Source organism: Roseburia yibonii (assembly GCF_014297335.1).
In the GTDB taxonomy this organism is placed as follows: domain Bacteria; phylum Bacillota; class Clostridia; order Lachnospirales; family Lachnospiraceae; genus Roseburia_D; species Roseburia_D yibonii.
Genome location: NZ_JACOQH010000006.1, coordinates 1 through 13923 on the forward strand (window position 1 = coordinate 1; position 13923 = coordinate 13923).

At 42.4% G+C, this 13923-nt stretch carries 10 protein-coding genes and 5 pseudogenes; 11 read left to right on the top strand and 4 right to left on the bottom strand.

Annotated elements, in window-relative coordinates:
- Positions 1 to 169: 169 nt before the first annotated feature.
- Entirely contained in the window at positions 170 to 1318 is a 1149-nt protein-coding gene (locus tag H8Z76_RS08970; RefSeq protein ID WP_186982383.1) for an SLC13 family permease, read from the bottom strand.
- 220 nt (positions 1319 to 1538) lie between these two features.
- Here H8Z76_RS08970 and H8Z76_RS14035 point away from each other — a divergent pair, with 220 nt between their 5' ends.
- Together H8Z76_RS14035 and H8Z76_RS08980 are read left to right on the top strand one after the other, a co-directional pair.
- Entirely contained in the window at positions 1539 to 1847 is a 309-nt protein-coding gene (locus tag H8Z76_RS14035) for a hypothetical protein (protein ID WP_186982281.1), read from the top strand.
- Complete coding sequence (locus H8Z76_RS08980; RefSeq protein ID WP_330595046.1) at positions 1795 to 2190, top strand: DinB/UmuC family translesion DNA polymerase; 396 nt, start codon at positions 1795 to 1797, stop codon at positions 2188 to 2190. The genes H8Z76_RS14035 and H8Z76_RS08980 overlap by 53 nt, the downstream gene beginning before the upstream one ends.
- A gap of 169 nt (positions 2191 to 2359) precedes the next feature.
- Here H8Z76_RS08980 and H8Z76_RS08985 read toward each other — a convergent pair.
- A pseudogene (locus tag H8Z76_RS08985) lies at positions 2360 to 2728 on the bottom strand (transposase); the annotation flags it as partial.
- A gap of 64 nt (positions 2729 to 2792) precedes the next feature.
- Between H8Z76_RS08985 and H8Z76_RS08990 the strand changes: the two are divergent.
- Together H8Z76_RS08990 and H8Z76_RS08995 are read left to right on the top strand one after the other, a co-directional pair.
- Positions 2793 to 4511 carry a methyl-accepting chemotaxis protein gene (locus H8Z76_RS08990; RefSeq protein WP_186982282.1) on the top strand — a complete coding sequence of 573 codons (1719 nt, stop codon included), beginning with the start codon at positions 2793 to 2795 and terminating at the stop codon, positions 4509 to 4511.
- Between the two features lie 47 nt (positions 4512 to 4558).
- Complete coding sequence (locus H8Z76_RS08995; protein WP_186982283.1) at positions 4559 to 6250, top strand: EAL domain-containing protein; 1692 nt, start codon at positions 4559 to 4561, stop codon at positions 6248 to 6250.
- A gap of 51 nt (positions 6251 to 6301) precedes the next feature.
- Here H8Z76_RS08995 and H8Z76_RS09000 read toward each other — a convergent pair.
- Positions 6302 to 6505, bottom strand: a pseudogene (locus tag H8Z76_RS09000) (flavodoxin family protein); the annotation flags it as partial.
- Positions 6506 to 6590: 85 nt separating this feature from the next.
- On the opposite strand from H8Z76_RS09000, the pseudogene H8Z76_RS14010 reads away from it, so the two are divergent.
- From H8Z76_RS14010 to H8Z76_RS09025, 5 genes and pseudogenes are all read left to right on the top strand, one after another.
- Positions 6591 to 7178 (top strand): annotated as a pseudogene (locus tag H8Z76_RS14010) (ParB/RepB/Spo0J family partition protein).
- Between the two features lie 17 nt (positions 7179 to 7195).
- Positions 7196 to 7558, top strand: a pseudogene (locus H8Z76_RS09010) (ParA family protein); the annotation flags it as partial.
- Between the two features lie 225 nt (positions 7559 to 7783).
- On the top strand, positions 7784 to 9496 hold the full coding sequence (locus tag H8Z76_RS09015) for a methyl-accepting chemotaxis protein (RefSeq protein ID WP_186982284.1): 1713 nt from the start codon (positions 7784 to 7786) through the stop codon (positions 9494 to 9496).
- Positions 9497 to 10033: 537 nt separating this feature from the next.
- The gene (locus H8Z76_RS09020; protein ID WP_243240503.1) at positions 10034 to 10411 is read left to right on the top strand and encodes an IS66 family transposase; all 378 of its coding nucleotides are present in this window, start codon (positions 10034 to 10036) and stop codon (positions 10409 to 10411) included.
- Entirely contained in the window at positions 10408 to 10851 is a 444-nt protein-coding gene (locus H8Z76_RS09025) for an IS66 family transposase (RefSeq protein WP_022515163.1), read from the top strand. Before H8Z76_RS09020 ends, H8Z76_RS09025 begins: the two co-directional genes overlap by 4 nt.
- A 246-nt stretch (positions 10852 to 11097) precedes the next feature.
- Here H8Z76_RS09025 and H8Z76_RS09030 read toward each other — a convergent pair.
- Positions 11098 to 11388 (bottom strand): annotated as a pseudogene (locus H8Z76_RS09030) (IS1634 family transposase); the annotation flags it as partial.
- A gap of 314 nt (positions 11389 to 11702) precedes the next feature.
- On the opposite strand from H8Z76_RS09030, the gene H8Z76_RS09035 reads away from it, so the two are divergent.
- Positions 11703 to 12485, top strand: a complete 783-nt coding sequence (locus H8Z76_RS09035) for an alpha/beta fold hydrolase (RefSeq protein WP_022514861.1) — start codon at positions 11703 to 11705, stop codon at positions 12483 to 12485.
- Between the two features lie 151 nt (positions 12486 to 12636).
- Positions 12637 to 13899 carry a hypothetical protein gene (locus tag H8Z76_RS09040; protein WP_186982285.1) on the top strand — a complete coding sequence of 421 codons (1263 nt, stop codon included), beginning with the start codon at positions 12637 to 12639 and terminating at the stop codon, positions 13897 to 13899.
- Positions 13900 to 13923: the final 24 nt, after the last annotated feature.

Consider the following 13923-nt stretch of genomic DNA (forward strand, 5'->3'; position numbering starts at 1 on the left):
CTGTAGCTTGTCGATCGGTTTGTACATTGTTTTAGTCCCTCGTATGCTCAAAATCTGTAAAAAACTGCAAGAAAAACGATTTGTTTTCGTCAAAATCCTTGCTATCATTATACCAGAAAGTGGGGCAAAAGTCAGTAAAATCAAGTGTTTGCGGCTTGATCAGCAGACACTATCTAAGAAAAAAATACAATATTAACATGAATATCATGAATATAATATTGGAGGCTGTGAATATTCCCAAATACTTCCCTCTCAGATTCCTGTTTTCTTTTGCAATATATTTGAAACTTATCAGGCTTGCCATGGATGCAATCAGAGTGCCGAGACCTCCAATATTGGTTCCGACAATTAAAGCCCGGTAATTATCTGTAAAGCCGGATAAAAGAAGCGCAGCGGGAACATTGCTCATAATCTGACTGGCAAGAACAGCAGTAAGTGTTTCCCTTCCTGCCATGATTCTTTCCAGAAAACTGCTGAATTGCGGAATCCTTCCAAGGTTGCCGATAAAAATAAATAATGCGATAAAGGTGGCAAGCAGGGAGTAATCCACCCTGCTTATATTTTCCCTGTTTCTTAGCAGCATATATATAAGAACCAATACAAGAGGAATCTGGTATGGAATGATACGTGCAACGGTGAGCAGGCAGATTGTAAATAAGATCAGGTAAGCGGCCAGGTATTCCATGTTAAGTTCTTTTCTGTCAGAGAATCCCAAAAGAGTTTTATCTTTTTCGGAACCGCATACGTGAGGTGCTTTGGCATCGGCTACCTGTATCCATATCAGAAGAAGGATAAGTGCTGTGGCGGAATAGGGAAGCATCAGGGTTATTAATTCTGCCGCGGACATCCCTGCTCTGGCATATAGATAAAGGTTCTGCGGATTTCCGATTGGTGTGAGCATGCTTCCGAGATTAGCAGCGATTGTCTGCATGGCTACTATTTTAAGAAGCCAGTAATTGCCCAGTTCCTTTGGCAGTTTATGCACAATGATCAGTGCAAGAGGAACAAAAGTAATCAATGCCACATCATTGGTGATCACCATTGACAGGAAGAAACATAAGAGTACCAACAGCCTGATCACACCCACAGTTCCCGATGTTCCCATCAGCAATTTTTTGGCAAGTATATCAAAAACACCAACAGCCTTCAAACCAGCTACAATTGCCATCAAACAGAAGAGGAGCCCGAGAGTCCTGAAATCGATATAAGTAAAATAAGCCTTATCCGGTCTGACCCAGAACATAGAAAGAAGCGCCAGGATCACTGCAATTGACAAAACGGTTTCTTTCCTGAAAAAAACATATAATTTTTGTAACATAATATTTCCTTTCCGGTCTGATACGACCGCGTATAAGTATATCACAGAAACATCCAGAAAAAAAAAGAATCTAAACTGGAACTGGCAGCCTCCATGATCCGGCAGGTTATGCCTGAATTTCACAGCAAAGATCATATCATCATCCTTTGTGACAGCTGGTATACAAAACAGAATCTGGTATCCATCGTTGATGAATATCCGAATCTGGATCTGATTGACAATGCAAGGATTGATTCTGTCATGTATGATCTTGCACCTGCACAGACCGGTCGTCGGGGAAGTCCTTGCCTATGCCACTGCCACAGAAAAAGAACATGGTACAAAACGACCGTTTTTCAGTACCATTTTCCCGGAAGATCTGCAGATTTTCTGTGCATGGCAGGAAAAAGCACCATTGAACCAGACCGGAAGTGACCGTATGAAATACATTCCACTGTTGCTATATTCGTTACGCTGGAATATTGAAACAAGCTACTATGAACAGAAAACGTTCTGGTCTTTTTGTAACTATATGGTGCCGGACTGTTGAGATCAGTGTCCGTGACAAAGAACTGTTCCATTTTTCAAAACAGGTAAAGTTACAGAATGCGAGCAATATCACCAAAGAGATTGCAGAGGCTGGATACAGGCTATACAAAGATAACTACAGACTACCGGCAGATGATGAGGAACTGAAAAGCAACCGGCCAGAGTTCTTTCAAAAGCCACTGCGGAGCATAGGAATACGCGCAACGGATCTTGTGACAGATTATTTCTGGGAGCAGCTGGATATATTCATGGATCCGCAGGCAAGAGAAAAACAGGTGAAAATGGATGAGACGGTTGATATTATCCGCAAAAGATTTGGATTTTACAGTGTCCAGAGAATATAATCATCAATGGTTTTCATTTCCCTTATCCGTTGAATGCTGGACTGGCTCTGGATCGTGTTACTAAAAAATGGACTATGAGCATTCGGAACTGGGGACAGGTCTACGGCGAACTCAGCATTATGTATGAGGGACGACTCCCAGAATAACAGAATCTGTATGCATGATGAGAAGGACGTTTTTGACGTCTGCTCTTGACATGCCCGAAATCATGTCGTATATTTTTGTTTTCTGTAGAAAGAAGAATGCTGTTTACCGGCAAAAATGTACTCCCATCTGACCATCCAAGAGTAAGCATTCTAAATCCGAAGCGATATTTATGTTTTGCGTGGTCATAGACCTTTGCAAGAAGCTCTACCTTTTTAGAACGGTTACGTTCAAACATGGAATCGTCTATAATAAGAACATTGGCACGGTCTTCCGAATCCAGTGGAAGAATAGCGTTGTTTATGATTCTGGATGCAAGGATTGTAGTAAAACGCATCCAGTTAATTTGAACCATCTTCATGAAACGATACACGGTATCTGTTGCAAAATTAGGTGCATAGGCACATTTTAATGTGTGAAGTTTGAGTCAATAATTTACAAAGGAAGGGAAAACTATCATGGAAAAGATCAAAAAGCGTATAACTAACTTAAAGGTTGAAGGAAAATTAAAAGTATATCGAATGACAGTGCTTGTTATGACATTATTTTTAGTGTTGGTGGCACTGATCTCGACATTAGTGATCCGTTCAAATATAGAGAAGATCACGAAGGTCTGGTCTCCGTCATTGGAATATCTGCAGGATTTAGAGACAATGACTGCGAAATACAGAATCAAACAGTATCAGCATCTGGTAGAATCAGATGCAGCAGTCATGAACTCCTGCGAAGAAGAAATCCAGAAGCTGGAGAGTCAGATCCAGGATACCGATGCGAAGCTGGATGCAATAATTTCTGCAGACAGCAAAGCTCAAAAAGGACAGGATGATTATGAAGTAGCAAGCACTGCATGGGAAGAATACAGGGCTGCTTCAGATGAAATTCTGCAGTTGAGCCGTGAAGGTAAACAGCAGGAAGCATCGAAGCTGATGACGGGACAGGTGTATGAAGAATATAAGGCTTTTGCTGAGAAATTAACTATATTACGTGACAAGTACCAGGTAGAATTAGATCAGGCAAAGACCATGGCTAATGTATGCACTGTAATCATATTTATTGTGATCGTGGCAGCGGGTCTTGCGATTGCTGTAGTGACGACACTGATCGGAAGGATCATTACCAATTCCATTACCGAGCCGGTAGAACAGATAGCGGCAGCAGTTGCCAGCCTGCGTAAGGGCGAACTGTCTAATGTAGAAATGCTTACCTATGAGTCTGAGGATGAGCTTGGCGATACCATCAGGAATCTGAAAGAAGCCATGGGTATTCTGGCAGATTATGTCAGCGAGATCTCTGTGGAGGTAAAGGCAATAGCGCAGGGTGACCTGACCAGAAATGGTGATGATATTACAGATTTCCTGGGCGATTTCTCGGAATTGAAGACATCACTGCTGTATATTCTGAAACGGTTTAACAGTACCCTGACCGAGATCAGCAATCTGGCAGAACAGGTATCATCGAATTCATCCGAGGTGGAAAATGCATCAAAATCCCTGGCGGATGGTGCAACAGAGCAGGCAGGAGTCATCGAGGAACTGAATGCCACCATTGACACGGTTGTGGATATGGCTGAAGATACAGCGAAAGAAACACAGAACGCATCGGCACGTGTAAAAGCCTCTGCAAACAAAGCGAACGAAGAAAAAGAAAAGATGAACGAGCTGCTCACGGAAATGGAGCACATTACAGAAATCTCCAAGGAGATCGGTAATATTATTACAGATATCGAGGATATTGCTTCCCAGACCAACCTGTTATCCCTGAATGCTTCCATTGAAGCTGCCAGAGCAGGAGAAGCAGGAAAAGGCTTTGCGGTGGTTGCAGATCAGATCGGCAAGCTGGCAGCAGACAGTGCAAAATCTGCTGTAAATACAAGAGATCTGATCGATAAGACCTTAGTGGAAATCGAAAAGGGCAATACGATTACAAGAACAACAGCAGACGCATTCAATCAGATCATTGCAGATATGGAGTCCTTTGCAGAGCTTGCAGAGAACACCATGGAGAAAGCCAACTCCCAGGCAGAGTCCTTGGAGCAGATCGGCCAGGGAATTGAACAGCTGTCCGGCGTGGTACAGGGTAATGCAGCATCCTCAGAAGAGAATACCGCGATCAGTATTAATCTGGCAGAGGGAGCAGCCAAGATGCATGACCGCGTGAATATCTTTAAGCTATTCTAGAAAAATGGCAGGAATAGAGTGAAGCTGTCGGAAGGAAGGTTCTTGTTGTGATTAATGATATATTTAAAGTGTTTGGAGAGCAGACAGGAGAAATCTTATTTGAGATCATTAAAGATTGTATGGATGATTACCTGTATATATTTGATCTGCAGAATGATACCTTTGAGATTTCACAGTCAGCTGTGGAACGGTTTAATATGTCGAAAAATGTTCTGACAGATGCTGCAAATGAAGTTATGAAGGTAGTATATGAGGAAGACCGCAGGATGCTTGCAAAGCATCTTGCGGATATATGCGAAGGAAGAGAAAATGTACATAATCTTCATTACAGGTGGCTTGATAAAGAAGGTATGCCGGTCTGGATTAACAGCCGTGGTATCGTGATCATTGATCAGCAGGGAAAGGCAGAGTATCTGGTCGGGTGTCTGAATGAGACCGGCAACAAGAGAAGAGCCGATAATGTCACAGGACTGCTTGGCGGTCCGGAATTCCTTGCTTACCTGCGTGGACAAAAAGAACCCATTACCAAGGGATTTTTTATGCATGTAGGAATTGATGATTTTGGAGCGATCAATAGCTCCAGGGGAGCTGATTATGGTAATTATATCCTGAGAAGCGTAGCCGGCTGTATGAAGGAATGCCTTTCAGACAAGCAGAGAATTTACCATCTGGTAGCGGATCAGTATGTGATCGTGGATCTGGAAGCTTCCTCCGCAGAAGACGCTGTGGCACTGAAAGAAAAGATTACAGATAAACTTCGTAATTTCATAGTAGCCGAAAATTATGAAGCTATATTTTCTATTTCTATTGGTGTTATAGATGCAGCAACATTTTGTGAGGGAACCGAAGAATGCCGCAAAAAGTTTGAATTTGCCTTGAAACAGGCAAAAAGCATGGGTAAAAATGGATTCTATATTTTTGACCAGGATGACTATGAGGTCTTTTTACGAAAAGGAAGAATCATAGCAACACTTCGTAATGCTATTGTAAACCATTATGATGGCTTTGAAGTATACTACCAGCCGATCGTGGACTGTCAGTCCAAACAGATCATTGGAGCAGAGGCACTGATGCGTTTTTCCATGATAACGGAAGAAGGGCGGGAGTTTGTTTCACCGATGGAGTTTATCCCATTATTGGAAGAGACCGGATTGATCATTCCAGCCGGAAGATATATTTTGAACGAAGCTGCAGCAATGTGCTGTGAAATGCAGAAATATATTCCTGACTTCCGGATGAATGTAAATGTATCCTATGTTCAGATCCTGCAAGGCAATGTGGAGCGGGATATTCTGGATGCAATTCAAAAATATTCATTACAGACGGAATGCTTATGTGTTGAAATGACAGAAAGCGGATTTATGGATATGACACCTTCGTTCTGTAAATTCCGTAAAACTCTGGACAAGAACGGGATTCCCTTTGTGATTGATGATTTTGGAACAGGATATTCGAATCTTCATTGTATCCGTGATATGAATCCAAGTTACGTGAAAATGGATAGGGATTTTACTGCCAAGGCGATGAACAGTGACAGGGATTATGAATTATATAAAAATATCATCCCCATGGTACATAGTATTAACGTCAGGATATGCGCAGAAGGCATCGAGGAAAAAGAATGGCTTCTGAAAATGAAAGAAATGAAGGTTGATTATCTGCAGGGATATTATTTTGGAAGACCATGTGGAAAGAAACAGTTTCTGCAGCAATATGCCAGTGGCATCAACGTTAAATAAAGAGAGTAAGGCAGACTCAGCTATGTGGGGCTGCCTTATTTTATGGTCTTATCAGAAGGATGGATCCATAACGGCTTCTTCCAGTTTTTCCAGGTCATTGGCATCAGGGTGAGACAATGCACAGTCAAAATTCTGGATCAATACATCAAGATTTGCCGGATGATCAGGAGCTTCCTTCATTTTCAAGTAGCGTTCCCGGACAGACTGCGGCATTCTGCCCTGACACATATACTCTCCGACGATAACATTGCTTGAAGAAAACAGGCCTGACGAAGTATCGCTCAGATTAGATTAAAAATTCTAGTATGGGCGATTTTTTTCGTTCAGGGAAAAGGAGGAAATGTCATTGACAGAAAAGACGGATATCAGAGATTCGGATGAAAAAGTAGTTGAAATTGAAATGGAGCGGTTAAGAACTTTTACGAATCATCCATACAAGGTGATCGGTGACAGTCAGATGATTGAACTACAGGACAGTATTAAGAAATATGCAGCGGAGCGACTGGGGTATAAGAAAATTCCTGTCATTATCCGCATGATGCAGGATGATGAGGCTGTAGTGACTATGGTGGATTCTAATTTACAGAGAGAGCAGATTACACCAAGTGAGAAAGCATATGCCTACAAGATGAAATAGGATGCCATTAAAAAGAAAGAACAGCAGGAAATTATTGATGCAATGGAGGCAACCCAGTGTACGCCATCACTTTCGCAGGCAATCAGGATCAAGAAATTAAGTGAGGCTGGAAAGCTTACAGAAAGCGAAGCGGAAGGAATCCTTGGAGAGATAAAACAAAAGGAAGCAGACAGAGTAGTTTTTAAGAATGAACAGTTATACAGATTCTTCCCACCAACCTATACATCGGAACCGATGCGGAGAGAAATACTGGAAATATTGAAATCATGGAGAAATAGTAACTGGATTTAGGAAAGGAGGAACGGATTATGTGTAGAGTAATAGCAGTATCAAATCAAAAAGGTGGAGTAGGTAAAACAGTATCATGTGTAAATCTTGGAATAGGATTGGCACAGGAAGGAAAGAAAGTGCTTCTGATAGACGCAGATCCACAGGGAAGTCTTACAATCAGCCTTGGTTATGAGGAGCCGGATGAAATGGAGTATTCTCTGGCAACACTGATGATGAACATTGTGAATGATGAAAAACTGAATATAGAAAAGACAATCTTACACCATAAAGAAGGCGTAGACCTTATCCCGGCTAACATTGAATTATCAGCGATAGAGGTGTCTTTGGTAAATACCATGAGCAGGGAACTGATCCTAAGATCTATGGTAGACAGGCTGAGACATAACAAAACGGTGTGTATTAGTTGTGAAAAAGGGAAAAAATAAGAAGACTGAAAAATAAGTATATAGTTAGAAAAAAATGGTAAAAGCGCTGTATTTTTCGGGGGATGGGTACAACATTTTGTGTGAAAAATAGAATAATAAAATTGTTCCTGAAATTTATTGACTTTGAGAAAAAAATTTGATATATAAGAGTCGAATAAAAGAGAAAGGAAATAGCAAACTATGTTGTCGAAGAAAAATATGATGAAAAAGAACTTGGAAAATTTGCATCTGCAGGAAAGGATAAACTATGGCTACAGAAAAGTCATTATTATGATGTTAGTCTCAGGTCTGTTTTCTATTGTGGTCATAGGTATGCTATTTGCCAATATGATGCATTATGTACAAAATGTTACTGTTGCAGACCGGGCGGTGAAAACCTGCAGGATAAATGTTAACGCAGCAGCGAGAAATATCAGGGAAATGGCACTAGAAAATGATGCATCCTCTTATGACGGTTATGAGCAGACGGTAGAAAGACTGCTTGGAGAAGTTGATACCCAACTGAAAAATTTAAAGAACTCCGGAGTTGTTCCGGATGCGGATTATGAAGAATACGCATCTGCCCTTGCAGACTGGGGAAACATTGGTTATTCCATCATGGAAGAAATCAAAAGCGGTGACAAGGATAAGGCAGTTGATTCAATTCTGAATGATTGTACCCCGGCATTAAATGACGCCGTAAAAATTGCAATAAGATTAGATGAAATGACCGATGAGGTAAGCAGCCAGGCAGTCAGAATTACGGTTATTTTTGCAGTGGCAGGAATTGTGTGTATTATTATTTGTCTGGTTTTGGCATGGAAACTGACAATAAAAACAGGCAAAAAAGTACTTGAGTCAATTTTAGTACCATTACGTGAAGTGGAAGCCGTTGCACAGGAATTAACAGATGGAAACCTGCACAGCACGCTGGACTACCGTTCAGATGATGAGATTGGAAGACTGGCACACAATATGCGCAAATCCATCCGCATTCTGGGAAGCTATGTAGATGATATTGGACGTGCAATGAAGATGTTTGCAGAAGGAAATTTTGATGTGCAGCCGGAAGTAGAGTGGAAAGGGGATTTCGTTGGAATTCTAAACTCCTTTATGTTGTTTGAAGAAAGCATGGCAGAGACAATAAAGGGAATCCAGCATGTTTCAGATGAAGTTTCGGGTGCCGCAGATCAGGTGGCATCAAGCTCCAATGACCTTGCGGATGGAGCAACAAATCAGGCAGCAGTTGTAGAAGAACTGACCGCAACAGTCGCAGGTGTTTCTGAACAGGTAGGAAAAAATTCACAATCCGCAAAAGAAATCAGTGGAAGAGTAGACGAACTTGGAAATGCCATTCTGGAAAGCAATGGTAAAATGAGGGATATGGTTGATTCTATGAATGAGATCAACGGGGCATCAAAAGAGATTGACAAGATCATTGCAACAATCAATGAAATTGCGTCCCAGACGAATCTGCTTGCATTGAATGCTTCCATTGAGGCTGCAAGAGCAGGGGAGGCAGGAAAGGGATTTGCAGTTGTAGCGAATCAGGTAAATGTGCTGGCAGACCAGAGTGCCCAGGCAGCAGAGGAATCCGCAACATTGATTGAAACCTCTGTGAAAGCCGTGGAAAAGGGTATGGTGATTGCAGGGCAGACGGCATCACAATTGCAGGAGGTCGCTAAGAATTCCCAGATCATTACAAAAGAAGTCACAAATATTGCAGAAACGTTAGAGACACAGACAACAGAAATCCAACAGATTAATGATGGAATTGAACAGATCAATGATGTCGTACAGACGAATTCGGCAACATCTGAAGAATGTGCAGCAGCCAGTCAGGAGATGAGCAGTGAAGCGGAAAATCTGCGTGAAATGATCCGGAAATTTAAAGTTGCAGAAAATAGAAATTAAAAACGGTGCAAAAAATTATTGATGTTGAATTTACATATAAAGTTGTCGCAGGTAGGAACTATAATTTGACTCGTGACATATATAAATGCGGGAAAAGGATGCAATGAGGAAATGTGCGTTATTGGTTTTAAACTGATAATGCACATTTTAAATTATATGGTAACTGTTCAGAACCCCCTTCGGGGTCGTTGTCAGCTGTTGTGCAAAACAGAGAATTAAAAAATTTTTTCTACCCTGATTTGCTATTATTTTGTGGACAAAAATGCTGATTTTTTATCTGTATACCAAACTTGTGGATAATCCTCAAACATCGGCATTTTATCCGTTTCATTTTCGTCTTTTGAGACGATTTCAGATATATTTATAAGCATTTGTACCTTCAAATTTAATACTTATCCACCGTCATTTTGCCGGACAGATTTTGCACCAAATCACCGAAGTCTCCGCGAATCCTCAGGGAAGAAACAGGGTGCCCAGGAAGGTCATGAAGGGGTTCATCTCTCTGTCATTTCCAATCCAGACCACATCAGGGAGCATATGCATTCTGACTGTACCGGATGTCCTTTGCATGGCGGTGTAAAAACAGGATCATTTCCTGAAAACATCAAGGCAGCTGTCCAGTATGGCAAAAATCTTCAGGCGATGGTTGTAGCTTTCAACACTGTTGGTGCCGTCAGCATCAATCGTACGCATGAAATCCTGTCCAGCGTGTTTAACATCCCGTTGGCAACAGGAACCATCAAAAACATGGTAACCCGCTGTGCGGAAGCGCTGAAAGATACTTATGAGCGGATCCGTCTGAAAATGATCACGCTTGGACTGGTCCATTGTGATGAAACCGGCACCCGCGTAGATGGAAAAACCATCCGGAGCAGACATGGGCAGTCAGGTTTAAGGAGCTTCTGCTCGATATGAAAAAGGTACATGATAAAGCACTTCTTTCCGGTAAGGATGAGGTCAGCTGCTATCACCGCTATAAATTTGATATGGAGTATGATTCCATCATCAAAACTGCATATGGGGAAAATCCACTTCCTGAAACTTCAGCTAAAAAGCGCGGTCGGAAGAAAAAAAGCAAAGTATTAAATTTGATCTGCAGACTGGATAATTACAAGGAGTCAGTCTGCCTGTTTTTAAAGAATCTCTGTGTACCCTTTGATAACAATCAGGCGGAACGTGATCTGAGAATGGTAAAAGTAAAAACCAAGGTTTCTGGATGCTTCCGGAGTGAAAAAGGTGCACAGGAATATCTTACAATCATGAGCTATATCGGATCAGCCCGTAAGCATGGAATAAATGCTTTCACAGCTATCCGCGAAGCACTGAACGGAACCCCGGATATCATTTTCAACTAACGGGGGTTCTGAACAGATACGATAACTGAATAAAATGAGCTAGTGGGCGGACTATCAGACTGGACAGAGGAGCCGGAACCTTGATTCCGGTAACACCGAGAATCCTTAAAGATGATCCCACAGCGCAAGAGTTTGTAAACGAGCTGAATATAGCAGAAGACTATAAGGAGCCTGCAAAACGGAAATATAACGAGAGATCGTTTTATTTTAATGCGTTTTGCAGGCTCTTTTTCTGTTCCATCATAAGACATAACCAGCATGAAAGGAACGTGCCTTGTTCATAGGAATGCAGGCAGCCTGCGAGAATTCAACCGTAACTTTCCCAGTGCGCTCATTGTAGAGTTCGGTTTCTTTGGCGGCTTCGCTTTTAGCCCAGGCCATAAGTTTTTCATCATCACCATTGAACTGTTCCAACAAAGAGTTGTATTTTCCGAGCTTTTTATAGATACGAGAAGATGATTTCCCGTCTTCTTTTCGGCATGACTGATAAATGTAAACATCTTTATTGTTTTTACTACCTGTAACTGCAATATACATAACACAAAATCCTTTTTCTTTTAAGCATATAACACTATTACGAACAGGTACATAGTAAAACGAAAAAATGTAGGTTTTATGCGACCTGCGATAACTTTTTTAAATATTCAACTGTCAAACTCCCGAGTAGTGGGGGACAAAACGATCTACCATCGAATTGGCTTACATTTTCGGGGGAGAAACTTACACTTTCGTAAGATTGCGGTTTCTTCAATTTGCACTTCAATATGCAGTGTGTTAAAATATACATTAGTCCTAACTAACCAAAGAACAAAAATATATCGTAGAAAATGTACGGACTGGGAGTGGAAGAAATGAAAGTATATGAATTTGGAGATCAGGAGAAGCCGGTTATCATGCTCTTTCCGGGAACCTGCTGTTACTGGAAAAATAATTTCGGACATGTTCTCGACCTTCTGCAGCAGCACTTTTACACGCTTGTGGTAAGCTACAGCGGATTTGATGAGACAGAGAACACGACATTTGTTTCCGAATTGGATGAGACAGAAAAGATCGAAGCGTTTATCAAAGAACGGTTTGACGGGAAAATATTTGCGGCATACGGCTGCTCACTCGGAGGTTCGGTCGTATCTTTGCTGGTGAGCCGGCAGAATGTCCACATCGATCATGCGATGATCGGTTCCAGTGACATGGATCAGGCGCCAAAGTGGCTGGCAAAATTAGAGACAGCGCTCATGATACCGGTGTTTTATCCGCTGATTACCGGAAATGGAAGCTCCGGATTGAAAAAGAAACTGGAGAAGAAAATGAACGAGGAAAGCGACAGATCCGAGTACATAAAGAAATTTATGAAAATGATGGGAATAAACAGCGGGATGGATTTTTCCTTTATTTCCAGGGAATCGATGAAAAATCAGTTCTGCACGGATCTCTATACGAAAGTCGGCACCAAGATCGAGGTGCCGGGAACCGTCATTCATGTATTTTACGCAAAGAAAATGGGAGAGAAATATTTGAAACGGTATTTCAAGTATTTTGCGAATCCGGACATCCGGGAATTTGACCTGCAGCATGAGGAACTGCTGTTGGATGAAAAACGGTGGACAAAGGAAGTTTGCAAAGCGTGCGGGATATAAAAAACAGTTAAGAATCATAAGAAAATAAAGCATCTGCTCCGGTTGGACCGAAGCGCACATTTTGTCGTTCTGTGGTTGTCGCAGAGCGGCTTTTGTGCTATATTAGAGAAAAGAAATGGATGAATATTACATTAGATGGAGGAAACGTCTCATGGGGAAGAATCGTAAGAAATTCGCAATTCTTTTTTCAGTAATGGCACTTACTGCTTTACTGGTCGTAGAATTGTACATTATGATCAATGATTCACAAAGTTATATTAACATGGCGATCGTAGCGGTGATCATGCTGGTGCTCGTATATCTTCTTGTGAATATGATCCTGCGGCAGAGCGAGGAACGTCAGAAAAAAATGGAAGAACTTTATGAGGATGTTTTTAAATCGCAGAAGGCATCCTATCTGTTGTTACGGAAGCATTTTACGGAAATAGAAAAACAGATCGGTGAAGTCAGAAAAGAAGTGAAAGCACCTAAGGATGAGATCATCTCGATCCAGAAGGCGATCGCGAAGATCACGATCAGCCGCAGTAAGGAAAACACAGATGCGCTTATGAACAGCAATGACAGAATGATGGAGAAAGTATATGGTTTCGAAAATCTGTTAGAGCAGTCCAACAAAGAGCTGCTGGCACAGCAGAAAGAGATGTTGGACGAGATGAGCCATGAACTGGCGGATCTGTTCCGGAAGATGGAAAAAGAACTGCCGGAGCAGCTCGCGGAAGCAGCAGAGGTAATAAGCGAACCGGACATCATGCCGGATGTTGACGAGGTGGAGCCGGAGATCATTCCGACCGAGGACGCGGATGAAGATGTCATCACCGAGCCGGAACTGATCCCTGCCGAAGACGAAGTATCTGAGGTGATCGAGGAAGAGGAGCCGATGGCAGAGCCGGAAATTTCAGCAGATGCGGGACAGACCGAAGAACCGGTTGTAATGGATGATCCGAACAAGATGATGAGCCCGGATGATATCGCGGCACTGCTTGCAGGTATGCAGAGTGAGCCGGAGCCGACACCAGAGCCAGAAGCTGAAGTTCAGCCGGAACCGGAAGCAGCACCAGCTCCTGAGGCAGAGCCAGTAGCCGAACCAGAGCCGGAAACTCAGCCAGAACCGGAAGCAGCACCGGAACCGGTTCAGGAAGAGGCACCGCATCCGAAGTCAGCGCTTGAGGCACTTGCAAAACATTCGGCACCGGAACCGGAAGCCGATGATCCGAACAAGATGATGGGGCCTGACGATATCGCGGCACTGCTTGCAAGTATGCAGAATGAGCCGGAGCCGGCATCTGCGCCAGAAGCCGAAGTTCAGTCGGAACCGGAAGTCATGCCAGAACCGGAACCGACACCGACGGCAGATGCAGATCCAAACCGGAAAATGACACCGGAAGAGATCGCGGCATTATTTGCGAATATGTAAAGAATGTTAAAATAAAAACGATCG

Excerpts from the sequence above, each read along its gene's own strand:
- H8Z76_RS08970 (WP_186982383.1), bottom strand. The coding sequence starts at position 1,318 with ATGTTACAAAAATTATATGTTTTTTTCAGGAAAGAAACCGTTTTGTCA.
- H8Z76_RS14035 (WP_186982281.1), top strand. The coding sequence starts at position 1,539 with ATGCAAGGATTGATTCTGTCATGTATGATCTTGCACCTGCACAGACCG.
- H8Z76_RS08980 (WP_330595046.1), top strand. The coding sequence starts at position 1,795 with ATGAACAGAAAACGTTCTGGTCTTTTTGTAACTATATGGTGCCGGACT.
- H8Z76_RS08990 (WP_186982282.1), top strand. The coding sequence starts at position 2,793 with ATGGAAAAGATCAAAAAGCGTATAACTAACTTAAAGGTTGAAGGAAAA.
- H8Z76_RS09015 (WP_186982284.1), top strand. The coding sequence starts at position 7,784 with ATGTTGTCGAAGAAAAATATGATGAAAAAGAACTTGGAAAATTTGCAT.
- H8Z76_RS09020 (WP_243240503.1), top strand. The coding sequence starts at position 10,034 with ATGCATTCTGACTGTACCGGATGTCCTTTGCATGGCGGTGTAAAAACA.
- H8Z76_RS09025 (WP_022515163.1), top strand. The coding sequence starts at position 10,408 with ATGAAAAAGGTACATGATAAAGCACTTCTTTCCGGTAAGGATGAGGTC.
- H8Z76_RS09035 (WP_022514861.1), top strand. The coding sequence starts at position 11,703 with ATGAAAGTATATGAATTTGGAGATCAGGAGAAGCCGGTTATCATGCTC.
- H8Z76_RS09040 (WP_186982285.1), top strand. The coding sequence starts at position 12,637 with ATGGGGAAGAATCGTAAGAAATTCGCAATTCTTTTTTCAGTAATGGCA.